The sequence below is a fragment of the Kitasatospora sp. NPDC008050 genome, assembly GCF_042957465.1.
Lineage (GTDB): Bacteria > Actinomycetota > Actinomycetes > Streptomycetales > Streptomycetaceae > Kitasatospora.
Genome location: NZ_JBIBIJ010000002.1, coordinates 143,609 through 168,639, shown reverse-complemented (window position 1 = coordinate 168,639; position 25,031 = coordinate 143,609). Strand labels below are relative to the sequence as shown.

At 73.6% G+C, this 25,031-nt stretch carries 23 protein-coding genes; 7 read left to right on the top strand and 16 right to left on the bottom strand.

The genetic code is table 11. The features are described from left to right. Positions 1-75: 75 nt before the first annotated feature. The 5 genes from ACFZB9_RS04225 to ACFZB9_RS04205 all read right to left on the bottom strand — a co-directional run bounded on the left by ACFZB9_RS04225 (position 76) and on the right by ACFZB9_RS04205 (position 4,592). Entirely contained in the window at positions 76-768 is a 693-nt protein-coding gene (locus ACFZB9_RS04225) for a demethylmenaquinone methyltransferase (RefSeq protein WP_391443465.1), read from the bottom strand. Between the two features lie 44 nt (positions 769-812). Then, positions 813-1,391 (bottom strand): hypothetical protein, encoded by a 579-nt coding sequence (locus ACFZB9_RS04220; RefSeq protein ID WP_391443464.1) that lies wholly within the window; start codon positions 1,389-1,391, stop codon positions 813-815. A 200-nt stretch (positions 1,392-1,591) separates the two neighbouring features. Beyond that, a complete protein-coding gene (locus ACFZB9_RS04215; protein ID WP_391443463.1) occupies positions 1,592-2,185 on the bottom strand; it encodes a hypothetical protein in 594 nt (197 codons plus the stop codon). A 36-nt stretch (positions 2,186-2,221) separates the two neighbouring features. Next, positions 2,222-3,442: a cyclic dehypoxanthinyl futalosine synthase gene (gene mqnC / locus ACFZB9_RS04210; RefSeq protein WP_391443462.1), complete on the bottom strand. Its 1,221-nt coding sequence runs from the start codon at positions 3,440-3,442 to the stop codon at positions 2,222-2,224. A gap of 268 nt (positions 3,443-3,710) precedes the next feature. After that, positions 3,711-4,592, bottom strand: a complete 882-nt coding sequence (locus tag ACFZB9_RS04205) for a menaquinone biosynthetic enzyme MqnA/MqnD family protein (protein ID WP_391444265.1) — start codon at positions 4,590-4,592, stop codon at positions 3,711-3,713. Between the two features lie 402 nt (positions 4,593-4,994). Here ACFZB9_RS04205 and ACFZB9_RS04200 point away from each other — a divergent pair, with 402 nt between their 5' ends. After that, positions 4,995-5,198, top strand: a complete 204-nt coding sequence (locus ACFZB9_RS04200) for a cold-shock protein (protein ID WP_184936065.1) — start codon at positions 4,995-4,997, stop codon at positions 5,196-5,198. Between the two features lie 593 nt (positions 5,199-5,791). On the opposite strand, the gene ACFZB9_RS04195 is transcribed toward ACFZB9_RS04200, so the two are convergent. Beyond that, complete coding sequence (locus ACFZB9_RS04195; protein ID WP_391443461.1) at positions 5,792-7,189, bottom strand: dicarboxylate/amino acid:cation symporter; 1,398 nt, start codon at positions 7,187-7,189, stop codon at positions 5,792-5,794. A 509-nt stretch (positions 7,190-7,698) separates the two neighbouring features. Here ACFZB9_RS04195 and ACFZB9_RS04190 point away from each other — a divergent pair. Next, a complete protein-coding gene (locus ACFZB9_RS04190; RefSeq protein WP_391443460.1) occupies positions 7,699-8,913 on the top strand; it encodes an MFS transporter in 1,215 nt (404 codons plus the stop codon). Positions 8,914-9,034: 121 nt separating this feature from the next. Here ACFZB9_RS04190 and ACFZB9_RS04185 read toward each other — a convergent pair whose 3' ends face one another. The 5 genes from ACFZB9_RS04185 to ACFZB9_RS04165 form a co-directional block, all read right to left on the bottom strand. Then, positions 9,035-10,063, bottom strand: a complete 1,029-nt coding sequence (locus tag ACFZB9_RS04185) for a LacI family DNA-binding transcriptional regulator (protein WP_391443459.1) — start codon at positions 10,061-10,063, stop codon at positions 9,035-9,037. A gap of 5 nt (positions 10,064-10,068) precedes the next feature. Continuing rightward, complete coding sequence (locus ACFZB9_RS04180; protein ID WP_391443458.1) at positions 10,069-10,428, bottom strand: DUF4229 domain-containing protein; 360 nt, start codon at positions 10,426-10,428, stop codon at positions 10,069-10,071. Between the two features lie 213 nt (positions 10,429-10,641). Continuing rightward, positions 10,642-11,178: a GNAT family N-acetyltransferase gene (locus ACFZB9_RS04175; protein ID WP_391443457.1), complete on the bottom strand. Its 537-nt coding sequence runs from the start codon at positions 11,176-11,178 to the stop codon at positions 10,642-10,644. Positions 11,179-11,189: 11 nt separating this feature from the next. Continuing rightward, positions 11,190-12,548 (bottom strand): MFS transporter, encoded by a 1,359-nt coding sequence (locus tag ACFZB9_RS04170; protein WP_391443456.1) that lies wholly within the window; start codon positions 12,546-12,548, stop codon positions 11,190-11,192. Positions 12,549-12,977: 429 nt separating this feature from the next. Beyond that, the gene (locus ACFZB9_RS04165) at positions 12,978-13,421 is read right to left on the bottom strand and encodes an ATP-binding protein (RefSeq protein ID WP_391443455.1); all 444 of its coding nucleotides are present in this window, start codon (positions 13,419-13,421) and stop codon (positions 12,978-12,980) included. A 273-nt stretch (positions 13,422-13,694) separates the two neighbouring features. Here ACFZB9_RS04165 and ACFZB9_RS04160 point away from each other — a divergent pair, with 273 nt between their 5' ends. Then, entirely contained in the window at positions 13,695-14,192 is a 498-nt protein-coding gene (locus tag ACFZB9_RS04160) for a sigma-70 family RNA polymerase sigma factor (RefSeq protein WP_391443454.1), read from the top strand. Positions 14,193-14,257: 65 nt separating this feature from the next. Further along, positions 14,258-15,400 (top strand): maleylpyruvate isomerase N-terminal domain-containing protein, encoded by a 1,143-nt coding sequence (locus ACFZB9_RS04155; RefSeq protein ID WP_391443453.1) that lies wholly within the window; start codon positions 14,258-14,260, stop codon positions 15,398-15,400. A gap of 41 nt (positions 15,401-15,441) precedes the next feature. On the opposite strand, the gene purU is transcribed toward ACFZB9_RS04155, so the two are convergent. Both purU and ACFZB9_RS04145 read right to left on the bottom strand, forming a co-directional pair. Continuing rightward, complete coding sequence (gene purU / locus ACFZB9_RS04150; RefSeq protein WP_391444263.1) at positions 15,442-16,323, bottom strand: formyltetrahydrofolate deformylase; 882 nt, start codon at positions 16,321-16,323, stop codon at positions 15,442-15,444. A 67-nt stretch (positions 16,324-16,390) separates the two neighbouring features. After that, positions 16,391-16,909 carry a hypothetical protein gene (locus tag ACFZB9_RS04145; RefSeq protein ID WP_391443452.1) on the bottom strand — a complete coding sequence of 173 codons (519 nt, stop codon included), beginning with the start codon at positions 16,907-16,909 and terminating at the stop codon, positions 16,391-16,393. Positions 16,910-17,068: 159 nt separating this feature from the next. On the opposite strand from ACFZB9_RS04145, the gene ACFZB9_RS04140 reads away from it, so the two are divergent. After that, on the top strand, positions 17,069-18,379 hold the full coding sequence (locus ACFZB9_RS04140; RefSeq protein ID WP_391443451.1) for an ABC transporter substrate-binding protein: 1,311 nt from the start codon (positions 17,069-17,071) through the stop codon (positions 18,377-18,379). 96 nt (positions 18,380-18,475) lie between these two features. Here ACFZB9_RS04140 and ACFZB9_RS04135 read toward each other — a convergent pair whose 3' ends face one another. Beyond that, positions 18,476-19,828 (bottom strand): tetratricopeptide repeat protein, encoded by a 1,353-nt coding sequence (locus ACFZB9_RS04135; RefSeq protein ID WP_391443450.1) that lies wholly within the window; start codon positions 19,826-19,828, stop codon positions 18,476-18,478. A gap of 138 nt (positions 19,829-19,966) precedes the next feature. Here ACFZB9_RS04135 and ACFZB9_RS04130 point away from each other — a divergent pair, with 138 nt between their 5' ends. Then, a complete protein-coding gene (locus ACFZB9_RS04130; protein WP_391443449.1) occupies positions 19,967-20,797 on the top strand; it encodes a neprosin family prolyl endopeptidase in 831 nt (276 codons plus the stop codon). 84 nt (positions 20,798-20,881) lie between these two features. Here ACFZB9_RS04130 and ACFZB9_RS04125 read toward each other — a convergent pair whose 3' ends face one another. Further along, complete coding sequence (locus ACFZB9_RS04125; protein ID WP_391443448.1) at positions 20,882-22,117, bottom strand: hypothetical protein; 1,236 nt, start codon at positions 22,115-22,117, stop codon at positions 20,882-20,884. A gap of 271 nt (positions 22,118-22,388) precedes the next feature. Continuing rightward, positions 22,389-23,765 (bottom strand): transcriptional regulator, encoded by a 1,377-nt coding sequence (locus ACFZB9_RS04120; RefSeq protein ID WP_391443447.1) that lies wholly within the window; start codon positions 23,763-23,765, stop codon positions 22,389-22,391. A gap of 467 nt (positions 23,766-24,232) precedes the next feature. Here ACFZB9_RS04120 and ACFZB9_RS04115 point away from each other — a divergent pair, with 467 nt between their 5' ends. Then, complete coding sequence (locus tag ACFZB9_RS04115; RefSeq protein WP_391443446.1) at positions 24,233-24,970, top strand: bifunctional DNA primase/polymerase; 738 nt, start codon at positions 24,233-24,235, stop codon at positions 24,968-24,970. Positions 24,971-25,031 lie beyond the last annotated feature (61 nt).

Below are 25,031 nucleotides of genomic sequence, written 5' to 3'. Positions count from 1 at the left end.
CCCCGGACCGGTCCGGACAGGTCCGGACAGGTCCGGCAGGCTCAGGGCCTGAGGCCGACCGGGTACCGGTCGGTCTCAGGCCTTGGTGCCCCGGTGCAGCGCGACGATGCCGCCGGTGAGGTTGCGCCAGGCCACCTTGGTCCAGCCCGCCTGCTGGAGCAGCGCGGCGAGCGCGGGCTGGTCGGGCCAGGCGCGGATGGACTCGGCGAGGTAGACGTACGCGTCGGGGTTGCTGCTCACCTTGGTGGCCACCGGCGGCAGCGCGCGCATCAGGTACTCGGTGTAGACGGTGCGCAGCGGGGTCCAGGTGGGCGTGGAGAACTCGCAGATCACCACCCGGCCGCCGGGCTTGGTGACCCGGTACAGCTCGGCGAGCGCCGCCTCGGTCCGGTGCACGTTGCGCAGCGCGAAGGAGATGGTCACCGCGTCGAACGAGGCGTCGGCGAACGGCAGCCGGGTCGCGTCGCCGGCGGTCAGCGCCAGCTCGGGGTGGCGCTTCTTGCCCTCGGTGAGCATGCCGATCGAGAAGTCGCACGGAACGACCTGGGCACCGGCCGCCACGAACGGCAGCGAGGAGGTGCCGGTACCGGCTCCGAGGTCGAGCACCAGGTCGCCGGGGCCGGCGCCGACCGCCTCGGCCACCGCGCGGCGCCAGGCGCGGGCCTGGCCCAACGAGAGGACGTCGTTGGTCAGGTCGTACTTGGCGGCGACGTCGTCGAACATGGCGGCGACTTCGTGGGGCTGCTTGTCCAGCGAGGCTCGGGTCACGGGACCCATTGTTCACCCTGACGCGGCACGGCAGGCCGCGGGGCTCAGCGCAGCGCGCGGCGCCCGCCCTTGCGGCGGCGGCGCGAGCGCTTGCCCTGGGTTATCGCGGGCATCCCCTCGGCCAGCGCCTCGGTGGCCAGCGCCACGGTGGCCACCACCCGCGCGCCCCGGCTCTCGGCGCTGGTGGAGCGGCGGTGCCGGGTGATCCGCAGCACACAGAGCAGGCAGAAGAGCACCGCCACCGGCACGCTGATCTGCGCCAGCCGGACACCGGCCGGCTGCGGGTAGTGCTCGTTGCAGGCCCGCACCGCGCCCGCGTCCTTGGCCGCGTGCTCCAGGCAGATCGGGTCGCCGACCTTGACGTTGTCGGGCAGCGCGAGATCGGTGGCGGTGCGCAGCTGGCCGTCGGCCAGGTACTTGACGCCGCTGTAGGTGGCGCTGCCGCCGGGGAGCTGGGTGATCGTGCCCTGGACCTGCACCGGGTCGGCGCCGATCTTGTCGGCCAGTTCGGTCTGGTGCCACCCCAGCAGGCACATGCCGAGCGCCAGCACGGCGCTGAGCACCGCCGCGAGGTACCAGCCCCGGCCGATCCTCTTGATCGCGGGCACGGACGGGGATCGCATGGCTGGGCTGACCTGGCTTCCCGTGAGGCATGTGGTGAGGCAGGTCCTGCGCCGACCGGGGGACGGCCGGACGGGCGGAGGACCGACCGGGATCGTAACCGCTGACCGGCCCTCAGGTCACGGCGAACCGGAATCAGATCGACTGCCCAGGCGGTGAGTTCGACGGCGGACGGCCCTTCTCCCCGCTGGCCACCGGCGGTTCAGCGCCCCCGGTAGAGCAACTTACCGGCGAGTACCGTACCCAGGCACTCCCCGGTCCCGCGACCGAAGATGGCGAAATCCGCTCGTCCGCCGACGGTCAGCGCCCCGTTCGGGACCGCTTCGAAGGCGAGGGTGTCCAGCGGCCTCGACGGTTCGAACGGGGCGAGCACCAGCAGCCCCGAGCGGCTCACCGCCGTGCGCACCTCGGGCCGCTCGAACGGGCCGGCCAGCGCGGTGGTCCCGTGCCGCAGCATCAACTGCAGCCCGCGCCGGGCGCTGCCGCCCAGCCCGCCGTAGTGCGCCGCCTCGATGCCGCCGGGCGGCAGCGGGAGCGGCGCGCTGCCCAGGCCCTCGCGCGGGTCGGGGTGGTAGCGCCGCTCCAGCAGCAGCGCGCCGTCCGGCTGGGCCCGCCCCGGCGCGAGGAGCGCGTCATCGCCCCAGTCGCGCAGCCGGGCCGAGGGGTGAGCGGCCGCCAGTTCGGCGTGGCGGCCCAGGGCGGCGATCCGGTCGCCCCGCACCAGCACCGCCCCGTCGTCGATCGACGGGGCGGTCTCGCAGGGCGCCAGGACCGCGGCCCGGTGCAGGGTGAGCACGTCGGCAGTCTCGGTCGGCAGTCTCGGTCGGCCGGCTCAGTTGGTGGAGAGGATCTTCAGCTCCGGGTGCGCCGTGCCGCCCTCGATCGCGGTGGAAGCGATGTGCGAGGCGACCCGCGGGTCGACCGGGTCGTTGGCCGGGTCGTCCAGCACCCGCAGGTGCTCGTAGGTGGTGGCGCGCTGCGCCGGGACCCGGCCCGCGGTGCGGATCAGGTGGATCAGCTCGGTCAGGTTGGAGCGGTGCTTGGCACCGGCCGCCGAGACCACGTTCTCCTCCAGCATCACCGAGCCCAGGTCGTCCGCGCCGTAGTGCAGCGACAGCTGGCCGGCCTCCTTGCCGGTGGTCAGCCAGGAGCCCTGGATGTGCGCGATGTTGTCCAGGAAGAGCCGGGCGATCGCGATCATCCGCAGGTACTCGAAGACGGTCGCCTGGGTCGAGCCCTTGAGGTGGTTGTTCTGCGGCTGGTAGGTGTACGGGATGAACGCCCGGAAGCCGCCGGTGCGGTCCTGCACCTCACGGATCATCCGCAGGTGCTCGATCCGCTCGGCGTTGGTCTCGCCGGTGCCCATCAGCATGGTGGAGGTGGACTCGACACCCAGCCGGTGCGCGGTCTCCATGATCTCCAGCCAGCGCTCGCCCGACTCCTTGAGCGGGGCGATCGCCTTGCGCGGGCGCTCCGGCAGCAGCTCGGCACCGGCGCCGGCGAAGGAGTCCAGGCCCGCCGCGTGGATCCGGGTGATCGCCTCCTCGATGGAGACGCCCGAGATCCGCGCCATGTGCTCGACCTCGGAGGCGCCCAGCGAGTGGATCACCAGCTGCGGGAAGTCCGCCTTGATCGCGGAGAACGCGCGCTCGTAGTACTCCACGCCGTAGTCCGGGTGGTGGCCGCCCTGGAACATGATCTGGGTGCCGCCCAGCTCGACGGTCTCCGCGCAGCGGCGCAGGATCTCGTCCAGCTCGCGCGACCAGCCCTTGTCGCTCTTCGGCGGCACGTAGAACGCGCAGAACTTGCACGCCGTCACGCAGACGTTGGTGTAGTTGATGTTGCGTTCGATGATGTAGGTCGCGATGTGCTCGGTGCCCGCGTACCGGCGCCGGCGCACCGCGTCGGCCGCCGCGCCGAGCGCGTGCAGCGGCGCGGAGCGGTAGAGCTCCAGCGCCTCCTCGGGCGAGATCCGACCGCCGGCCGCCGCGCGGTCGAGGACGGCCTGCAGGTCGGTGCTGGACGCGTCGAGAGTCGCTACGGGCTCGGACACCTGGCGGCCTACTTTCTTGCTCACGGATGCCGGGCCGGCCCGGCGACATGACCGAACCAGCCTACGCCAGGCGTTTTGGCCATCCGTGGGTGTGCCGTCGGTGTGCCACCGGCGGTCGGGCGCCGGGTCAGGAGACGCGGGTGAGGCCCGCCGGGGGATACCCGGGCGCCGGGCGCGGCTGGGTACCCGGCCCCGCGTCCACCGTCGTGGCGGGCCGGGTCTGCCCCGGACCCGGCAGCGGATCCGTGCCGGGCTCCGGGCGTGGAGGTCAGGAGGCCACCGGCTCCAGCAGCCGGAACCTCACCTCGGGTTCGAAGCCGCTGTCGTGCGCCACCCGGCGGGCGAACTCCGCGATGCCGGCCAACTGCCGCTCCCCGAGCGAGAAGTCCAGTGCCTGGCTGAAGTACCGCTCCAGCACCGTGGCGTCGAAGGACTCCCAGCGCGCCGCCTGGGCGGCCACCTGGTCGGCCTCGGCCAGCGACAGGTCACGCGAGTCCAGGAAGGCCCGGTGCACCGCCGCCACCAGCTCGGGCCGGCGCTCGACGAACTCGCGCCGGGCCGCCCAGACCGCGAAGACGAACGGCAGCCCGGTCCACTCCTTCCACATCTCCCCGAGGTCGTGGACGGTGTAGCCGCTGTCCGGCCGCGCCTCCAGGGTGGCCCGCAGCGCCGGGTCGCCGATCAGCACCGCGGCGTCCGCCCGCGCCAGCATCGCGTCGAGATCCGGCGGGCAGCTGAAGTACTCCGGCTGGACGCCCTGCTGTTCGGCCAGCAGCAGCTGGGCGAGCCGCACCGAGGTCCGGCTGGTGGAGCCGAGCGCGACCGGCCGGCCGTCCAACTCGTCGAGCGGGCGCTTGCTGACGATCACGCAGGACATCACCGGACCGTCGCTGCCGACGGCGATCTCCGGCAGCAGCACCAGCTCGTCCGCGTGCCGCAGGTACTCGACGCAGGTGATCGGGCCGATGTCCAGCGCGCCGTTGACCAGCAGGTCGCTGAGCTTCTCCGGGGTGTCCTTGGTGAGGTCCAGGTCGAGCAGGCTGCCGGTGCGGGCCAGACCCCAGTAGAGGGGTACGCAGTTGAGGAACTGGATATGGCCGACCCGGGGCCGGGTGAGCGGCGCGCCGCCCGGACCGCCGTCGCCCGTCACGCTCGCACCCGCTACCGCTTCTACCGCCGATTGCACCAGCTCAGCCACGGTGTACTCCCTTGCCCGTCGGTCCTGTGCTGGCAGCGTATGCCTGTGCCTTCCGTGGTTCGGCGCGACCCCCGCGCAACACGCTTTCAGCCATCTACGACACGCCCCTCAGGTCCCTGCAGACACCTCTGGTCGAGCCCGCGCCTGCGTGCTACGGTTTCATCCAGTTGCAGTTTGATTCCCCTTGCAGTACTTGAAGCCTGCGGAGCATGTAACCGCGGGCTTTTTGTAGTTTTTCAGCATTGCAGCATTATGCGAAAAACTCCGGGCCCACTCCGGAGGCGGGGCGATCAGCGCAGCGGACCGGCTACCACACGGTGTGGTAACCAATACGTCCCTCGCAAGGAGAACGGCATGGCCACGGGAACCGTCAAGTGGTTCAACGCTGAGAAGGGCTTCGGCTTCATCGCCCAGGAGGGCGGCGGCCCCGACGTCTTCGTCCACTACTCCGCCATCAACGCGAACGGTTTCCGCTCGCTGGAGGAGAACCAGCAGGTCACCTTCGACGTCACCCAGGGCCCCAAGGGCCCGCAGGCGGAGAACGTCACCACCGTCTGACGTCACTTCTCTGCTGACTGATCGCTCAGGACCCGGCCACCACCGGGTCCACCCGTGGCCCTCCCCGGGCCGCCGAGCATGACGCGCACCACCAAGGGGGCCAGCCGCGCTTCGCCCGGCAGGCCCCCTGCCGTTTTCCCTTTGGGGCAGTTTCCCGAGCCCTTTTCAGGTTGGCTCGATTTTGATGGCACGTTAACTTCTGCGCGCCCCCGGGCGGGCGCCCCGTGCGCCTCCCGGCTTTTCGGTCGCCCGCTCTTCCAGTCGTCCCGCAGCACCCGGACCGCACGCAGTGCGCGGGAGACTTCGCCGCAGAGATCGACCAGTTGGCCGCAGATGTAACGCAGGATCCAGAATCCGCCTGCCAGATAGGCCGCAATCGAGGCGGTCCAACCAACTGTTGCCACTGGAGAGTCGCTCTCTCCCCCTGGTGGCGCCGACACGTCGGGCCGGCCCTGGCCACCGCTGAAGCACGGGGACGGTACCCGGCGCACGGCACCCGGAAACACGCGCGAACGCGCCGCGGGCCGGAGCTGTCCTGCTCGCTCCGGCCCGCGGCGCGCCCCTCCGCGCTGTCGCTCCGCGCTGTCCGTCCGTCAGACGGCGGCCGGTACCCGCTCGCCCTCGGCCCGGGCCGGCACCGCCGAGCCGTCACCGTCGGCACCCTCGGCACCCTCGGCACTGTCGGCCTCGTACAGCTCCCGGCTGGTCGGGGCGTTGTAGGCCGCGAGGTCCAGGGTCTTCTCGCGGGCCGAGACCAGGATCGGGACGACGACCTGACCGGCCACGTTGGTCGCGGTGCGCATCATGTCGAGGATCGGGTCGATGGCCAGCAGCAGGCCCACGCCCTCCAGCGGCAGACCCAGGGTGGACAGGGTCAGGGTCAGCATCACGATCGCGCCGGTGAGGCCGGCGGTGGCCGCCGAGCCGATCACCGAGACGAAGGCGATCAACAGGTAGTCACCGATGCCGAGGTGGATGCCGTAGACCTGGGCGACGAAGATCGCGGCGATCGAGGGGTAGATCGCGGCGCAGCCGTCCATCTTGGTGGTCGCGCCGAACGGAACCGCGAAGCTCGCGTACTCACGCGGCACACCCAGCCGCTCGGTGACCCGGCGGGTGACCGGCAGGGTGCCGACCGAGGAGCGGGAGACGAAGGCGAGCTGGATCGCGGGCCAGGCGCCCTGGAAGAAGCGCACCGGGTTCAGTCCGCCGGCGAAGCGCAGCAGCAGGGAGTAGACGACGAACAGCACCAGCGCGCAACCGACGTAGATGTCGGCGGTGAAGGTGGCCAGCGGGCGCAGCAGGTCCCAGCCGTACTTGGCGACGGACTTGCCGATCAGGCCCAGGGTGCCCAGCGGCGCCAGGCGGATGACCCACCACAGCGCGGTCTGCACCAGTTCGAGCACCGACTCGTTCAGCCGGAGCACCGGCGTGGCCTTCTCGCCCACCTTGAGGATCGCGGCACCGGCCACCACCGCGAGGAAGACGATCTGCAGCACGTTCACCTTGAGGAAGGCGTCCGCGATGTTGGTCGGGATGATGCCGGTCAGGAAGTCCACCCAGGAGCCGGAGTCGGCGGGGGCCTTGAGCCCGGTGGTGGAGAGGTTGGTGCCGTGGCCCGGGTCGGTGAGCAGACCGATCGTCAGACCGATGGAGACCGCGATCAGGCTGGTGATCCCGAACCAGAGCAGGGTGCGCGCGGCGAGCCGGGCGGCGTTGGTGACGTTCCGCAGGTTGGCGATCGAGACCACGATGGCGGTGAACACCAGCGGCGGCACGGCCAGCTTGAGCAGCTGCACGAAGGTCTTGCCGATGGTGTCGAGCGTGGTGCTCAGCCAGGAGACGTCGTTCTGCCGGGCGATGAAGCCGAGCACGACGCCGAGCACCAGGCCGGCGATGATCTGCACCCAGAACGGGGTGCGGCGCAGCCGGGCCAGGCCGGTGGGCGCGGTTGGACCGGCGGGGGCGGAGGAAGCGGCGGGGGCGGACATGGCAGTGCGGCTCCGGGGGGCAGGGGGGAGGCAGGACAGGGGGGGGAGGAAGGCAGGCGGCGCACCGGAAACGTCCGTGTTCGATCGATCTTGATCAGCGATCGGCCGGAGAGTCCGCGGGATTCGCGGGGAGGTACGCCGCCTAGCTACAGCTCGGAACGCGACACGCGCCGCGGCAGGCATCCGCCACACCACCGGCCCCCGGGCAGGGCGGCATCGACGGCAGCGCGCACGGCATGAGCGGGCCGCTCATGTCCTGCTGCCGGAGTGCGCCTGGGGTGGTCATGGTCGACACATTAACAGTAAAGATTTGAGATCTTCAAAGTAGTTGTTTGACATGTGGACAGTCATGAGCGCGCCACGGTCGGCCGCCTGTCGGATTGACCGCGCCCGGTTATACGTATAACTTGACTGTTCTCCGCCCCCGCATGCCCTGGCATGCCCGGCGCCCCTGCTTCACCACCCTTGCTTCACCACCCCTGCTGTCCGCCACTGCCCGGGAGACCCCCGTGGGCTACCTCGCCCTGCTCCGCGCCCCTCATGTGACCCGGCTGCTGCTCGGCACCCTGCTCGGCCGACTGCCGGCCGGCATGACCGCGCTCGTCATCGCCCTCGCCCTGCGCGAGGCCGGAGCGCCGTACAGCAGGATCGGGCTGGCCACCGCCGCCTACGCGATCTGCGCCGCGATCGGCGGCCCGGTGCTCGGCCGGATCGTGGACCGCACCGGCCAGCCCAAGGTGCTGCTCTGCGCCGCCGTCGCGGCCGGGTTCGGCTACGCGCTGCTCGCCCTCGCGCCCGGCAGCGCCGCGGCCGCGATCGGCGGCGCCGCGATCGCGGGCCTGGCGATGCCGCCGCTGGAACCCTGCCTGCGCGCCCTGTGGCCCGACGTGGTCGCCGAGGAACAGCTGGACACCGCCTACGCCTTCGACTCCGCCTCGCAGCAGATCCTCTACGTGGCCGGGCCGCTGGCCGTGGCCGGCCTGGCCGCGGTCGCCAGCCCCGTCGCCGCGCTGTGGGCCGCCGCCGGCCTCGGCCTGGCCGGCGCGCTGGTGGTCGCCACCGCCGCACCGGCCCGCCACTGGCAGGCCCCGCCGCGCGACCACGGAGCCGGGCTGCTCGGCCCGCTGCGCTCCCCCGGCCTGGTGCTGCTGCTGATCGGCCTGGCCGGCGCGGGCTGGACGGTCGGCGCGCAGAACGTGCTCTTCATCGCCTACGCCGAGCGCCACCCGCACCAGCTGCCCGGCGGCGCCGGCCTGCTGCTCGCGCTCGCCGCGCTGGCCGGCCTGCTCGGCGCGCTGGCCTACGGCGCGGTCCGCTGGCGCAGCAGCACGGCCACCCGCACCTGGGCGATCTCCCTGGCGATGGCCCTGTGCTACCTGCCGCTGCTGCTGCTCCCCGACCCCGGCCTGATGTCGGTGCTCGCCTTCGTCTCCGGCATCGGCCTGGCGCCGCTGCTCGCCGCCGCCTTCGTGCTGGTCGCCGAACTCGCCCCGACCGGCACGGTCACCGAGGCCTTCGCCTGGCTGGTCACGCTCTTCGCCACCGGCAACGCGCTCGGCTACGCCGTCTCCGGCGCGCTGGCGGGCAACTCCCTGACCGGGGTGGCGTACTGCTCGGTCGGCGGGATCGCGCTCGGGGGGCTGCTGCTCTTCGCCGCCCGCCACCGCCTGCGGCCGGTGGCGGCCCCGCAGGCGGCACCGGTGCTCGCGAGCCTGGCGGGCTGAGGCCGGGGCCGGACCGGGATCAGAGCCGGACCAGGGCCAGGGCCGGACCGGGATCAGAGCCGGACCAGGGCCAGGGCCGGACCGGGATCAGAGCCGGACCAGGGCCAGGGCCGGACCGGGATCAGAGCCGGGCCGGTCCCGTGGAGGAGCGGACGATCAGCGAGGTCTCCAGCGGTGCCACCGGCGCCACCTCCCGGCCGTCCAGGCGGGCGGCCAGCGCCGCCACGCCCGCGCGGCCCAGCTCCTCGCCCGGGAGGTCGACGGTGGTCAGCGGCGGGGTGAGCAGCGCGGCGACGGAGACGTTGTCGATGCCGACCACCGAGACGTCGGCGGGGATGCCCAGGCCGAGGTCGGCGGCGGCCTGGTAGAGGCCGGAGGCGACCACGTCGTCGTCGCAGACCACGGCGTGCGGGCGGTCGGGGCGGCTCAGCAGCTCGGTGGCGGCGACCCGGGCGGCGGCCTCCCCGCGGTTGAGGGTGACGCCGACCTCGATCACCTCCAGGCCGTGGACGGCGGCCTCGAAGGCGGCCTGACGGACCCGGAAGGTGTAGGCGCTGTGGGTGGAGCGCAGATGCCCCAAGCGCCGGTGGCCGAGCGCGGCCAGGTGCGCGACGGCGGCGGCCATGCCGCCCGCGACGTCGAGTTCGACGGTGGGGGCGCCGCCGGACGAGGCCGGGTCGGCGTCCAGGAAGACCGCCGGGGTGCCGGCCGGCAGCGCGCCGAGCTGGCTGTCGTCCGGCGAGCAGATCAGCAGGCCGTCGAACCGGCTGGTGGTGGCGGCCTCGGCGAGGGTGGCGGCGCTCCAGCCGGAGCTGACCACGACCTCCAGACCGTGGCGCGCGGCCTCCTCGTGCACACCGGCCAAGACCCGGCCGAAGAACGGCCCCTGCAGGTTGGGCACGGCGAGCAGGGCCAGGCCGCTGCGCCCCAGCCGCAGCTGCCGGCCGGCCGCCTGCGGGCGGTAGCCGAGGCCGCGGGCCGCCTCCAGCACGCGCTGGCGGGTCGCGTCGGAGACCCGGTGGCCCGCCTCGGAGCCCGAGAAGACCAGCGAGACGGTGGCCTGCGAGACGCCGGCCAGCTGGGCCACGTCGCGCCCGGTGGGGCGGCGGGCGGGTCCGGGCGCGGTGGGCGGCTCGGCGCTGCTCGCCACGCGGGTCAGGACTGCTGGGCCGGGGCGGGTGCGGTGGCCGCAGGGCTCGCGGCGCGGGCCGCGTCGTCGGCCGCGTCCTCCTCGGCGTTCTGCTCCGCGATCCGGTTGGCGGTGCGCGAGCGGATGGTGCTGACCTTGCTGACGACCTGCGCGGACATCTCGTCGCGCTGCTTGCTCAGCACCACGTAGCTGATCGGCGCCGAGACCAGGGCGGCCAGCAGCACCAGGAAGACGAAACCGGTGGCGCCCACCACGGGGATGACCCCGAAGTGGCCGAGCAGCGTGGTGACCAGCAGGCAGGCGAGGAAGATGCTGGCCCGCATGGAGGTGTAGCGGAGCGTGGCGTGGGACTTGCTGCTGCTCACGGGTGGCTTCCTTCTCGACGGGCGGTGGGGCTACGGCCGGCCTTCGCAGGGGTGACGGGGCCTTCCAGTGAAGCATGCCCATCGTTGCGGCCCTCGCCCGCCTCGGCACGAGGGCGGGAGCCCGGCCCGGCGCGACGTCAGGGCCCGGCTCCGCGCGACCGCGGGGCCCGGTCCCGGCACCGGTCGGGCGGCCCCGGCGCAGGTCGGGCGGCCTCAGCGCAGGTCGAGCCAGAAGGTGATGTCGTCGCGGTCGTCGCCCGGCGCCACCCGGATCGCGCCCGGCACCCGGCCCACCTCGGTGTAGCCGCAGCGGCCGTAGAACTTCTCCAGCCCCATCCCGCCGCGCGCGGTCAGCTGCAGCCCGGCCAGGCCCCAGCCGCGCGCGACCCGCTCGGCCTCGGCCATCAACTCGGCGCCGTAGCCGAGCCCCTGGCAGGACGGGGCGATCATCACCCGCTTCAGCATCCGCCAGTGGTCCATCAGGTCGAAGCGCATGGACTCGAAGAAGAGCACCCCGGCCAGCGGGCCGGCGGGCTCGGCCCGGGCGACCAGCAGCCGGTCGGGGCCGCTCTCCGCGCGGCTGGCGACGCCGGCGAGCTGCTGTTCCGCCGTCGGCCGCACCTGCTCCTCGGTGACCGGCGGCACGAAGCCGACCGCGCCGCCCGCGTTCGAGACGTCCGTCCACAGGGTGAGGATCTCGGCGCGCAACTCCGCGGTCGGTTCGGGATCGAGGGTGAAGTGCAGCGTCATGGTCCCGGATGCTACTGCGCGGCTGTGACCCGTGGTGAGGCCCCATCGGCGGGCGGTTGCCCGGCCGCCTGCGCAGGCGGCTGGGCGACCGGCTGGGCGACCGGCTGGGCGACCGGCGGCGAGGTCACCCGGCGCAGGCCCCGGATCGCCGGGGTGAGCAGCAGCGCCGCCACCACCGCGACCGTGACCCCGGCGCCGAAGAGCAGCACCGCCCGCGCCCCGTACGCCCCGGCGGCCGGACCGGCCAGCGCGCTGCCGAGCGGGACCATGCAGACCGAACCGGCCACCTCGTAGGCGTGGATCCGGTTGAGCACCTCGCCCGGCACCTGGGTCTGCACGCTGGTGGCCCACATGACGCCCCAGAAGGTGTAGCCGGTCCCGGCGATCAGCAGGCAGCCGATCAGCGCGGGCACCGGCAGGTCCAGCGCGATGCCCAGCGGGTAGAGCGGCGCGGCCAGCATGGCCAGGCTGCCGACGGCCAGCGGGCGGTTCGGCTTGAACCGGATCGCCAGCACGCCGCCGACGACGGTGCCCACGCCGTAGGCAGAGCTGAGCAGCCCGTACACCGCCGAACCGTGTGCGGGCACCAGCACACTGGCGGCCAGCGGCACCACCGGCCCGTAGCCGAAGACGCTGTAGCCCATCCAGATCAGGATGACGCCCCACATCCAGCCGCGGGAGCGGAACTCGCGCCAGCCGACCACCAGGTTGCGCCAGAGGCTGTCGCCGGGCGGCGGCGCGGGCACCGGGCCCAGGCGCAGGGCGAGCAGGCACAGTGCGCTGAGCCCGAAGGTGACGGCCGCGATCACCATCACCCACCCGGTGGCCGCCGCGCCGACCAGCGCGCCGGCCAGCGCCGGGCCACCCAGCGCGCTGACGGCCTCGGCGGTGCGCAGCACGCCGTTGGCGCCCTGGACGTCCCGGGCCACCAGCGGCACCGTGCTGGCCGCACCCGGCTGGAACATCGCGCCGGCGGCCCCGGCCAGCGCGAGCAGCCCGTAGAGCTGCCAGGTGTGCTGGATGCCGTGGAAGAAGAGCAGCGCCAGCAGGATCCTGGTGGTCAGGTTGGTCAGGTCGGCGCCGATCATCATCCGGCGGGCGGTGAACCGGTCGGCCAGCACCCCGCCGATCAGGATCAGCCCGGCGAACGGGGCCAGCCACCAGGCCAGCGCGTAGCCGACGGTGCTGACGGAGTGTCCGGACCCGATCAGGCCGGCCGAGACGGCGACCGGCAGCATCGCGTCCCCGAGCAGGCCCGAGCTGCGGGCGGTGAAGTAGAGGCGGAACGAGCGGGACCAGATGGCGGGGGCGTCAGCAGGCGTGGGGCTGGTGGGAGATGAGGGGCCGGTGGGGGCACTGGGACCGTTCACAGGGAGCAGGGTGGTATAGACCACAGCGGATTTCCAGTGGTTTCCGGTCACGATCCGGGTGCACAGCCAGGGCGACGGCGGCCGCCGGGTACCCAGCCCGGGCGGCCGCCGGTACGGGCCCTGACCCGCACTGGGCGCTCCGCACTCGCCAAGGGCACCGGCAGCCGATCCGGCCCGCACGGGCCCGATCCCCCTGGCTGACCAGCCCTTGGCGTCCCCTCGCGACGGAGAGCTCACCCAAGGGTGATCAGCTGGATACGTCACGTCAATGGTTTGTCGGAAATTCCGAAGGGTTGCGCTGGCTTTCGGCCTGCTGACCAGCCGGATCCGGCCGCCGACCGGCCTCGCGTCCCGTCAAGACGACCGGCCTCGCCGCCCGTCGGGACGGCCGGCTTCGGAACCCGTCAGGACGACCGGCCCTGGAGCCCGTCAGGCCGTCAGCATCCCGTGCTCGCGCGCCGACCCGCCGTCGGCCAGCGGGCCCCGGTCCAGCTCGCACCAGACCAGCTTGCCGGAGCCCTGCGGATACCAGCCCCAGCGCGCGCAGAGCAGTTCGACCAGCTCCAGCCCGCGGCCGTTGGTGGCCGAGGCGGCCGCGTGCCGGGGTGCCGGCGCGGTGCCGCTGGCATCGGTCACCTCCACCCGCAGCGGCGCCGCCGGGTCGGGCGGCCAGCTGAGCCGCAGCGCGGCGGGCCGTCCGGTGTGCACCACCGCGTTGGTCACCAGCTCGGAGACCACCAGCACCAGGGTCTCGGCGAACGGCGCCCCTGGGTCCGCCCCGAAGGCGAGCACCTGGGCGCGGACCCATCGGCGGGCCCGGCCGACCTCCACGGGGTCGGCGGCCACCGCGAGCTGTACCTGAAGCACCTGCACCGCTCCACCACCTGCATGACGAGCTACCGGTAGGACTGTCCGGGCGTCGGCGGCCCAGGGCCTGTCCGGCGTGACGAAACCTACCGCCCCACCCCCGGTGACCCGCTGTGGCCACGCGGCGAAACCACCCGTGCGACATATGTCCAGCCGCTCTCGAACAGCTCCGCCCAGCTCGTCGGATAGCCGGTTACGTCCGATAGCCGCTCTCTTCGGATGCAGTGCTTTTCCGATAAAGGGCCTCCATCCGGCGGCACCCGCTACTACCGTGGTGCCATGACCGTCCCCGACTGGGACCAGCAGATGCGGTCGCGGTTGGCCCGCGGCGAGGAGAGCGCGCTCGGCGAGCTCTATGACCAGCTGTCACCCCTGGTGCACGGCCTGGCCGGACGGATCCTGGGCGACGAGCAGGCCGCGGCGAACCTGACCCGCGAGGTCTTCGGCCACCTCTGGGAGCACCCGGAGGAGTTCGACCCCGCGCTGCGCTCGCTGCGCTCCTGGGTCGGCGAACTCACCCAGCAGCGCGCCGTGGAGCGGCTGCGCCGGGCCGAGCTGTGCGCCGAGGAGATCCACGACCGGGCCGCCGCCGCGCAGGTGCAGTACGTGGTGGCCGCGCTGCCGCCGCCACTGCGCGAGACCTTGGAGACCACCTGGCTGGACGGCCGCACCTACCAGGAGACCGCCCGACGCCTGGGCATCAGCGAGCAGGCCGCCAAGCAGCGTCTCCGTCTTGGCCTGCAACTGCTCGCTTCTGAACTGGAGTTCGGGTCATGATGAGAGCACCTTGCTGACCGGGGAGCGGCTGTGACGGGGGATCGGCTGTGACAGGAGACCGGGCCGTGCTGACGGAGCAGGACCACGAGGTGCTGCGCGCCCTCCTCGGTGCCTGGGCGCTGCGCGCCTGCCTGCCCGAGGAAGGCGCCGCGCTGGAGCGGCACTTCACCCGCTGCCCGGACTGCGCCGAGGAGGGCGAACGGCTGCGCCGGGCCGCCGCCCGGCTGCACACCGACGACCCGCTGGACCAACCGGACGGGCTGCGCCAACAGGTGCTCGACTTCTGCCTGACCCGCCGCGCCGCCGACCTCCCGGTGGCCTCCTGGGCCGCGCCGTACGCCGCGGAGACCGCCAAGCTGGACGCGCTGCTGCGTGACCTGGGCCCCGGCGAGTGGCAGGAGATGGCCGAACTGCCCTGGCACGGCGGGGTGCTCAGACGCCGTCCGGCCGAGGTGCTCTGCCACCTGGCCGCCGTGGACGGCCTGCTCGCCCAGGTGCTGGGCCTGCCGGACCCGGTGACGACCGCCGAGGGCCGGGTGCCGGCGCAGGGCGGTCCGCCGGCCGGGACCGCCGATCCGTTCCACGCCCTGCTGGACCGCTCCGACCGGTTGGCCCGCGCCCACGCCGGCGCCGCCCCGCAGGAGGTGCGCTCGCTCTGGCGGGCGCAGACCCGGGCGATGCTGCGCGGCGCCGAGCCGGCCGCCGCCGACAAGTGCGTGGACTACGGCTTCGCCACCGTGCCGGTCCGCGACGCCTTCGTCGACCGGGCCTTCGAGACCTGGATCCACGGCGAGGACGTGGCCCGCGCGGTCGACTACCCCTATGCGGCGCCGACCCCGCCGCACCTGCGGCAGATGGTCGACCTGGCCGCCCGGATGCTGCCGGTGGCGCTGGCCGGGCGGCGGCAGGCCGCCTACGCGGGCACCGCGCCCGGCGCCGGTGGCTCGGCCCGCACCCTGCGGCTGGTGATCGAGGGGCCGGCCAACGGGGAGTGGCTGATCCCGCTGGACGGGACGGCGCACCGGGAGGAGTCGAGCGAAGCGGCGGCGATGGGCGATCCGGTCGCCGAACTGGTGATCGACGGCGTGGAGTTCTGCCAGCTCGCGGCCGCGCACCGGGACCCGGACCGCCTCCCGGTCGGCGAGTACGGCGACCGGGCGGCGATCCGCGAGGTGCTGGCGGCGGTGCCGCTGCTCTCCCGGCCCTGAACCCGTGAGGCCCTGAACCCGTGAGCCCTGAACCCGACGGATCAGGCGAAGACGACGGTCCGGGTGCCGTTCAGCAGCACCCGGTGCTCGCTGTGCCACTTCACCGCGCGGGCCAGCGCCTGGCACTCCACGTCCCGGCCGAGCGCGACCAGTTGCTCCGGCGTCACGTCGTGCTGCACCCGGGCCACCTCCTGCTCGATGATCGGGCCCTCGTCCAGGTCGGCCGTCACATAGTGGGCCGTCGCGCCGATCAGCTTCACGCCCCGGGCGTGCGCCTGGTGGTAGGGCTTGGCGCCCTTGAAGCTCGGCAGGAAGGAGTGGTGGATGTTGATCACCCGGCCGTTGAGCGCCTTGCACAGGTCGTCCGAGAGCACCTGCATGTAGCGGGCCAGCACCACCAGGTCGACCCGCTCGGCCTCGACCAGGTCGAGCAGCTGCTGTTCCGCCTGCGCCTTGGCCTCCCGGGTCACCGGGATGTGCACGAAGGGGACGCCGTGCGAGGCGGTCAGCTCCGCGAAGTCGGTGTGGTTGGAGACCACCGCGACGATCTCGATCGGCAGCGCGCCGATCGAGGTGCGGAAGAGCAGGTCGTTCAGGCAGTGGCCGAACCTGCTGACCATCAGCACCACGCGCATCTTCTCGATGGCCGGGTGGATCTCCCACTCCATGCCGAAGGAGGCGCCGATCGCGGCGAAGCTGGCCCGCAGGCCGTCCACCGTCACCGGCGCCTCGGCGGAGAAGTGCACCCGCATGAAGAAGAGCCCGCTGTCGGTGTCCCGGTCGCCGAACTGCTGGCTGTCCATGATGTTGCAGCCGGTCATGAACAGGTAGCTGGAGACCGCGTGCACGATCCCCTGCTTGTCCGGGCAGGACAGGGTCAGCACGTACTGGGTCGGTTCGGTCGCGGTCCGCTGCTCCACCACTGGCTCTTTCACTGGTCCTTACTCATCGCCCGCTGGATCCGTCAAGGGTGGCACAGCCGGGCACCGCTCAGCCGATGCGGGTGAGGATCCTCAGTACTTCGAGCGAACGCGGCGCCGCCGCCGGGTCCTCACCGTCGTTGACCGCCAGCAGTTCGTGCGCGGCGCGGGCGGCGGCCACCGCCTCCGGCCAGTCGGGGTGGCCGAGGTAGGCGGCGGCCGGGGCGTCCGCGCCCACCTCGTGCAGGATGCGCAGCACCCGCAGCACCGCCGCGTCCACCAGGGCCGCCTCGGTGGCGTCCCGGATCACGGTGCCTATGTACTTCTCGGCGGACCAGCGGTCCAGCCAGCTGTCCTCGACCAGGCGGTAGACGGCGTCGGTCACGTCGCCGTAGCCCGGGCGACCACCGGCCCAGTACTCCTGCTGGAAGGCGGGGTCGGCGAGCATGTGCAGGGCGGAGCGCAACCGGGCGCGCCAGCGCCACCAGGGCAGATCGTTGAGCGGCATGCCGCCCATGGTGCTGGAGCGGCGCCCCGTACGAGAAGGGTTTCGCGGAGAGCCGTCCGAAGATTCTGTGCCGATCGCCATGGCAAACGATCGTACGTTCCCCATCCACCCAACATCTACACGCGTCCACACTCCGAGTTCATCGCCACGTCCCGCGATGTTCGCCCGGCCGACCTCTGCTGGAGTGAACCCGCGTCAAGGCTGTCGGCCAACGGATTCGGACGTGGGGGTAGCGAGCAGATGAGCACCGACACACCCGGACGGCCGGTGGCCGGGCGCCGGCGCACCGGCGGTGCGGCCGTCGCGGCCGCCTTACTCCCCCTGCTCCTGAGCACCACCGCCTGCGGGGGTTCGGCCGGCGCCGCCGCCGACAAGACCGAGCTGACGGTGATGACCTGGGCGCCCGCCAACACCGGCTCGGCCGACCGGCCCGGCATGACGGCGCTGGCCACCGCGATCGGCGACTCGATCAACTCCCAGGGCGGCGTGGGCGGCCACCGGCTGCGGGTGCTCACCTGCAACGAGCACAACACCGCCGACGGCGCCGCCGCCTGCGCCCGCCAAGCCGTGACGGCCCACGCGGTCGCGGTGATCGGCTCCTACAGCCAGTTCGGCGACGCCTTCATGCCGCAGCTGGAGACCAGCGGGATCCCGTACATCGGCGGCTACGGGCTCTCCGGCCCCGAGTTCACCAGCCCGGTCTCCTACCCGGTGGCCGGCGGCACGCCCGCGCTGATCGCCGGCAGCGGCCGGCAGCTGGTCGCGGCCGGCTGCCGCACGGTGGCGCTGATCCGCCCCGACACCCCGGCCGGCGACACCCTGGTCGGCGCGCTCGGCGCGGCCCTGCAGCCGAACAACGTGAAGCTGACCGACATCCGGGCCAACGAGACCTCCAGCGACTTCGCCGCCCAGGCCCGCCAGGCGATCGGCACCGACCGGCCCGGCAACTGCGTCACCGCCGCGCTCAGCGCCGTGCCCACCCTCAACCTGCTGGACTCGCTGCGCCGCCAGCCGCACCAGAACACCCTGCTCGCCTCGGTGATCGGCAGCTTCCAGCAGTCCGTGGTGGACTCCACCGGCGGCGACGCGGGCCCGCTCAGCGGCGCCTACGCGACCGGCTGGTACCCGCCCGAGGACTCCAAGGTCTGGGACCAGCTGCGCACGGTGGTGCGCACCAGGGACGCCGCCGACCTCACCACCATCGACGTCTCCGACCCCGGGGTGGAGACCACCTGGGTCGCCTACCAGGTCTTCCTGCAGGCCGTGCAGCGCCTGGGCAGCCAGCCGGTCACCAGCAAGGCGCTCCGCGACCAGCTGGAGAACGGCCAGCCGATCGGCACCGGCGGCGCCACCCCGCCGCTCAGCTGGGCGCTGACCGACATGCTGGCCAGCGCCGACACCCCGCGCCTGGTGAACACCTCGGTGACCTTCCAGCAGGTGCAGGGCGGGCGGTTGGTGGAGCAGCAGCCGGGCTTCGTGGACGTCCGCTGGGTCCTCACCGGGGGCGCGCCGCCCAGCGGCCCCGGCACCCCCTCCCCCGTCCCCTCCTGAGCCCGCCCTGTGCCCCCTCCTGAACCGCTCCCGGCCCGGCTGAGGCCCGTTCAGGGGCCCGGCTGAGGCCCGTTCAGGGGCCCGGCCGAGGCCCGCTCAGGCCGGCGGCACCGCCGGGGCCGGGCCGAGGGTGGTGGTGCCCGGGGCGGCCTGGTGGCCCAGACCGCTGCGGTAGACGTCCAGCGCCTCCGCCGGCCGGCCCACCCGGCGCAGCAGGTCGCCCAGCAGGCGGCAGAGGTCCGCCAGATCGGCCACCGCGCCCGCGTCCTGCAGCAGTTCGAGGGCCGCGCGGTAGTGCGCCTCGGCCGCCGCCGGGTCCCCGTCCTCCTCGGCGATCCGGCCCAGCAGGCGGTGCGCGGCGCCCGCGTGCACCGCGCCGCGTCCCGGGTGCAGCGAGTCCAGCAGGTCGGCCAGCAGCGCCGAGGCCTGCCCGGTGCGGCCCGAGCGGTGCAGCACGTCGGCGAGTTCGACGTCGATCTGCTGGGTGTAGAGGCTGGCCCGGCCGCCCTGGCGGCCGCTCAACAGTTCGCGTGCGGTGCGCAGTTCGCGCTCGGCGGCGGGCAGGTCGCCGTCCTGGGCGCGCAGGTAACCGCGCATCCAGTGGCAGTGCGCGAGTTCGGTGCGGATGTGCAGCTGCTGGTAGAGCTCCTGGGCCTGGGCGAGCGAGGCGTCGGCCTCGGCCGCCCGGCCCTCGGCGAGCAGGGTGCGGGCCACCGAGCGGTGCAGCCGGGCCACCAGGGCGGGGTCGGCCACCTGCGGGGCCAGCGCCAGGGCGAGTTCGGCGGCCCGGGCGGCGCGCCGGTGGGCGCCCAGGTCCAGGTAGGGCGCGATCACCGCCGAGTAGAGCAGCAGCAGCGCCTGCGGGTCGGGCAGGCCGCTCGCGTTGAGCTGGTCGATCGCGCTCTCCAGCAGATAGCAGGAGTAGCGCAGGTCGCCGGCGAGCAGGTGGGCGACCGCGCGGCCGCGCAGGGCCGGCACCCGCTGCGGCAGCGGGGCCGCGCGCAGCAGCTCCTCGGCGGCCTGGAAGTGCTCGATCGCCCGGTCGAGTTCGCCGCTGTCCAGCGCGCAGTCGCCGAGCCCCACCAGCGCGGCCGCGTGCTGCTCCGGCAGGTCGTAGCGGGCGGCCTCGTCGGCCAGTTCGGCGTACCGGGCACCGGCCCGCGCCGGGTCGCCGCCCGCCAGCTCCTGGTGCGCCTGGGCCAGCCGCAGGCCGAGTTCGGTGGCCAGGTGCGGCGGGCGGCCGGTGACCAGCTGCTCGACGCTGACCCCGAGCCGGCCGGCGAGGTGGCGCAGCGCGGCCTCCGAGGGGCGGACCTTGCCGGACTCCACGGTGGAGACGTAGGCGGCGGTGTAGTCGGGCTCGGCCAGCGCCCGCTGGGTGAGCCCGCGTTCGGTGCGCAGCGCCAGCAGGCGGCGGCCGAGGCCGGCCCGGTCGATCGTCTCGTTCATCACGCTCGTCTTTCCTGGCCGTTTTCCCGGGTCAGGGTATTGCGGCTGCGGCCCACCGCCAACTAGCTTAACCGCCGATGTAAGTGAACTTACATCAGAACTTAACCCCCTCGCCCCCAGCGGAATGGACCCCCACCCATGCGCATCCGGCAGACCATCATCGGCGCCACCACCACTCTCGCGGCCGCCCTCGGCCTGCTGGCCGCCGCGCCCGCGGCCGGCGCGGCCCCCCTCGCCCCCGCGGTGCCGCTGCTGCCGCAGTCGGCCGCCGCGGCGGCCACCACCGGCCCGATCTGCTGGTTCGGGGCCTGCTACGACTACGTGAACGGCCGTCAGGTCACCGACGCCAGCGGGGCCACGATGCGGATGCTGGTGGCCGCCCCCGCGATCAAGCCCGGCGACACCGACTCGCACTCGCTGCAGGAGCTGGCCCTGCAGTCCGGCGACCAGAAGTCCACCGTGGAGATCGGCTGGACGGTCGACCTCGGGCTCAACGGCGACCTGCGGCCGCACCTGTTCGTCTACCACTGGGTGGACGGCGCGGAGAGCTGCTACAACGGCTGCGGCTTCGTCCAGGTCTCGCACAGCGTGAAGGCCGGCATGGCGCTGCCGGCCGGCTCGGCCGCCCGGTTCAGCATCCAGAACGTGGCCGGCGACTGGTGGCTCTTCTACAACGACCAGGCGGTGGGCTACTTCCCCGGCTCGCTCTGGCAGGGGAAGTACACCCGGGCCCAGATGATCAGCGCCTTCGGCGAGGTCGCCCACGCCGCGGGGAGCACCTGCGAGCAGATGGGCGACGGGCGGCCCGGCACCGCGCACGACTCGGGCTGGATCGACGACTTCCACCTGCTCGGCGCCACCGACCGCTCGCACCTGACGGTCACCGCCACCAGCCCGGCGCTCTACAGTGCCGGACGCGTCACGGCGACCTCGTTCCACCTCGGCGGGCCCGGCACCGGCCCCTGCTGACCCGCACCGGGCAGGCCGGCCCGGCCACAGCCGGGCAGGTCACAGCCGGGCAGGTCACAGCCGGGCAGGTCACAGCCGGCCCGGTCAGAGCTGGGCCGGGCTGAGCGAGGGCAGGCCGGCCTGCTGGGCGATGGCGTTCCAGGTGCCCGAAGCCTGCCCCTTGGCGGTGGTGGCGGTGCCGCTGGCCTGGTCGCCGGAGGCCAGGTTGGCGTCCGAGCCGACCTTGGTCGGGTCACAGCTCTGGGCGAAGTCGCCGGCCCAGGCCGCATAGGCGTCGTCCGCGTTGGCGGAGGCCTGCCAGGCCGCGTTGAGCTGGTCCACCAACTGCTTGCCGGTGGGCAGCTTGTCCACCTTGAGGGCGGCCAGCTTGGTCATCAGCTCCTTGCGCTGGGCCGAGGCCTGGGTCAGCGCGGTCTGGGCGGCGGCCGGGTTGTCGCACTTCTTGACCGCGCCGACCGCGCCGATCACCGCCTGACGGCTGGAGTTGGCGGTGCCCAGCAGGTCGGACAGCGCCTTGGCCTGGCCCTGGGCGTCCGCGCTGAGCGCACTGGAGCTGCCGGAGCTGCTCGGGTCGGCACTGGCCGAGGCATCGGTGCCCTGCGCCGCCGTGTGCTTGGCCTTGGCCTTGTCCTTCGTCTTGGTGTCGTCACCGCTGCCGCCGGCGAGGACGCCCACCAGGATGCCGCCCACCACGCAGAGGGCCACCACGCCACCGATCACGGCCTTGCGGGACATCCGCGAGCCGCCGTCCGACCCGGCCGGCGGCAGCGAGGCACGGCCCAGGCGGGTGGTCTGCTCGTTGGGGGTCTGGTACTCGGTGGCGGCATAACCGGCGGCGGGGTTGAAGGACTGCTGCCCGCCGTAGGCCGGCTGCCCGGCCGGCGGCCGGCCGCCGAAGGTCTGCTGACCGCCGAAGCCCTGCTGGCCCCCGTAGCTCGGCTGCCCCGGGAAGGGCGGCGGGTTCTGCGGGAAGGGCTGCTGCCCGCCCATGCTCTGCTGCGCAGGCTGCCCGTGCGGGCCGGCCTGCCCCGGCACGCCGCCCGCCATCGGGTCGCTGGTCGGGTACGGCGGCAGGTACTGGGTCTCCCCCGCGGGCTCCTGCCCCACCTCGGGCACATAGGCGGTCGGCGCATCGCCCCAGGACGCCCCCGGGCCGAGGTACTCCGGCCCGCCCTGCCCGGCCTGGGTGACCGCCGGTGGCGGCGACTGGGGAGCCCCCTGCGGCGGCACGGGCGGCTGCTGCCCTGGAGCCGGCTCCGGGCGGAACAGGTCGTCCAGGTTGAAGTCACCGGAGTTGGGGTACGAGCGGCGCTGGCTCAACGCGAATCCTCACCTGTGCACGGCTGCGGGCGCACCGGGACAGCAAGCGGCGGCCGGGCGGTCCCATGACTGGTGGACCGCCCGTACTCCCTGTCCGGTGTGAGCACCCGGGCCTTCCTCGGTTCTTCCGCGCGCTAGCTGACGGCGGACCACTTCTGGAGTTCCTCACTACCTCCGGCCCACGCTACCGGTTCACCGCTACGGGTGACCACGCGGGCAGGTGTTCCCGTCCGTTCACCACAGGATCGCGCGCGGCACCGTCAAGCTTCGGTCACGCGGCCTCCACGTCCACACGCTGCTGGAACTCGCGCACCACCCGGTGGTCGCGGTACGGCTCCAGCCGCCGCCGGAAGTCGTCCAAGTACTCCACGCCCCGGTTGGAGCGCAGCCCGTTGAGCAGCCGCACCGCCTGGGCCCCGGTCTCGCAGGCCCGTTCGATGTCGCGCTGCTGCAACTGCGCGGTGGCCAGCAGGACCAGGTCCACCGCACGGCGCCGGACCCGGGTGGGCGGGTGCAGCTCCAGGGCGATCCTGGCCTGCCGCTCGGCCTGCTTGGACAGCTCCAGGTCGCGGTAGCAGTGCGCCAACTCGTCGGCCAGGTAGGCCGCGTCGAAGTGCACGATCCAGTCCGGGTCGTCCTCGGGCTTGCGCTGCTCCATCGCCTCCACCGCCTTGGCCGCCACCAGCTCGCAGGAGCGGGCGTCGCCCAGCAGCGCGTGGCCGCGCGCCTCGGCGGCGTAGAACATCGCCATCGCGGTCGGGGTGGCCACCGAACGGGCGCCCTCCTGCGCGGCACGGGCCAGCTGGGCGATCTCCCGGGGGTTGCCCAGGGTGGCCGCCAGGTGACTCATCGAGGCGGCCAGCACATAGCCGCCGTAGCCGCGGTCGTCGGCGGCCTGGGCCAGGCGCAGCGCCTGGATGTAGTAGCGCTGGGCGAGCCCGGGCTGCCCGGTGTCCACCGCCATGTAGCCGGCCAGTTCGGTCAGCCGGGCCACCGCCGCGAACAGCTGGCGCCCGGTCTCCTCCCGGTAGCCGCCGCTGAGCAGCCCGGAGACCACGCTGTTGAGGTAGTGCACCACCACCGGGCGGACGTGTCCGCTGCCGAACCGGTGGTCCAGGTCGACCAGCATCTCGGTGGTGGCCCGGATCGCCGCGACATCGGCCGGCCCGACCCGCGGGCCGCCGCTGCGCGCGACCACCGGGTCCGGCGGGGTGATCAGCCAGTCCCGGCTGGGCTCGACCAGCGCGGAGGCGGCCACCGAGGCGCCGTTGAGGAAGTCGCGGCGGCTGACGTCGCTGCGCCACAGCTCGCAGACCTGCTCCAGCGCACCGCTGAGCGTGGCGGCGAACTGCAGGCCGACCCCCGAGGTGAGGTTCTTGCCGTCGGCCATGCCGATCTCGTCCACCGTGACGCCGCGGCCGAGCTTGCGGCCCAGCGCCTCGGCGATCACCGCCGGCGCCTGGCCGCGCGGCTGCTGGCCGCGCAGCCAGCGCGCGACCGAGGTCTTGTCGTAGCGCAGGTCGAGCCCGTGCTCGGCACCGCAGAGGTTGACCCGGCGGGCGAGACCCGCATTGGAGCAGCTCGCCTCCTGGATCAGCGACTGCAGGCGCTCGTTGGGCTGTCGTGCGACGAGTGGTCTCGCGGCCATGGGCTTCGCCTCCCCAGCGCCCCCCGGTTTCGGCCGGCGGGCGTCGACTCTGCTGCTCTGGTTGCCGAGGCGCCGGACGTGACTCCGCAGGAGGCCCGGTGGCGCGCCGACTACCCGGCCAGTGAAGGAACTTGAGGCCAGGTTAGCGATCAACGACACCATCGGGATACCCATGTGAACGACTGGATCAGCGTGCGCGCCCTGGAAAATGCTCCTGTGCGCCCCCGCTGCGCCCACCTGGACGACGGGGGGCGAACGCCAGGGCAACGCCGTGCCAACGCCTGCGGAGCGCCACCTTCCGCGCCAGGGTCCGCCACCGCGCGGGGCGGCCGGCCGCACTCCCGCCACCACCCGCCCGGCAGTGCGGCCCGCGGCGCGGCTCACCGGTTCGGGTGACATTGCCCGCCCGGGACCGCTCGCCCCCGGGCATCCCGTAACCCGCCCAACGGCCGGTAGTTGTGCAGCACGTGGAAGAGACCCCAGGAGCCCCGCAGCAGGGCAGTGACGGCAAACCGATCTCCCCGCTGCTGATCGAGGCGGTCAGGTACGCGGAGGACCGGCACTGGGAGGTCGTGCCCGGCACCCACCTGATCGAGGACGACGGCCCGGCCCGCTGCTCGTGCGGCGCGCCGAACTGCCCGCTGCCGGGCGCGCATCCCATCACCCAGGACTGGCACCGGCGGGCCACCTCGGGCCCCGGCGTGGTGCGCCGCTGGTGGACCGAGAACCCGAACGCCTCGATCCTGCTGCCCACCGGCCGCTCCTTCGACGTGCTGGACGTCCCCGAGGTGGCCGGCTGCCTGGCGCTGGCCCGGATGGAGCGCCTGCAGCTGCAGCTCGGCCCGGTCGCCTCGGTGCCGGCCTCGCCGGGGCAACGCGGGCGGCGGCTGCTCTTCCTGGTGCTGCCCGGTGCCCAGGCCAAGGTGCCCGAGGCGCTGCGCAAGCTCGGCTGGGCGTCGGGGCGTCTCGACCTGACCTGTCACGGAGACGGCGGCTGGATCGTCGCGCCGCCCTCCCGGATCGGCGCCTACACCTTCGCCCAGTGGGCCCGCCAGCCGTCCGCGATGAACCGGTGGCTGCCGGACGCGGACGAGCTGATCAACCCGCTCGCCTACGCCTGCGGCCGGGACGCGCCGGCCGCGCGGCTGGCCCCACCGCAGCCCAAGGCACCACCGGCCGCGGTCGCCGCGCCCCCGCGGCGCTAGAAGGGCAGCGCCCCCGCGGCGCTAGTAAGGCCGCGCCCCCGCGGCGCTAGAAAGGCAGCGC

Bases quoted from the DNA above. Each gene is read 5' to 3' on its own strand.
- ACFZB9_RS04220 (WP_391443464.1), bottom strand. From the start codon at position 1,391: ATGCGATCCCCGTCCGTGCCCGCGATCAAGAGGATCGGCCGGGGCTGG.
- ACFZB9_RS04120 (WP_391443447.1), bottom strand. From the start codon at position 23,765: ATGGCCGCGAGACCACTCGTCGCACGACAGCCCAACGAGCGCCTGCAG.
- ACFZB9_RS04145 (WP_391443452.1), bottom strand. From the start codon at position 16,909: ATGGCGATCGGCACAGAATCTTCGGACGGCTCTCCGCGAAACCCTTCT.
- ACFZB9_RS04160 (WP_391443454.1), top strand. From the start codon at position 13,695: ATGACCGTCCCCGACTGGGACCAGCAGATGCGGTCGCGGTTGGCCCGC.
- ACFZB9_RS04175 (WP_391443457.1), bottom strand. From the start codon at position 11,178: ATGACGCTGCACTTCACCCTCGATCCCGAACCGACCGCGGAGTTGCGC.
- ACFZB9_RS04195 (WP_391443461.1), bottom strand. From the start codon at position 7,189: ATGTCCGCCCCCGCCGCTTCCTCCGCCCCCGCCGGTCCAACCGCGCCC.
- ACFZB9_RS04140 (WP_391443451.1), top strand. From the start codon at position 17,069: ATGAGCACCGACACACCCGGACGGCCGGTGGCCGGGCGCCGGCGCACC.
- ACFZB9_RS04135 (WP_391443450.1), bottom strand. From the start codon at position 19,828: ATGAACGAGACGATCGACCGGGCCGGCCTCGGCCGCCGCCTGCTGGCG.
- ACFZB9_RS04130 (WP_391443449.1), top strand. From the start codon at position 19,967: ATGCGCATCCGGCAGACCATCATCGGCGCCACCACCACTCTCGCGGCC.
- ACFZB9_RS04200 (WP_184936065.1), top strand. From the start codon at position 4,995: ATGGCCACGGGAACCGTCAAGTGGTTCAACGCTGAGAAGGGCTTCGGC.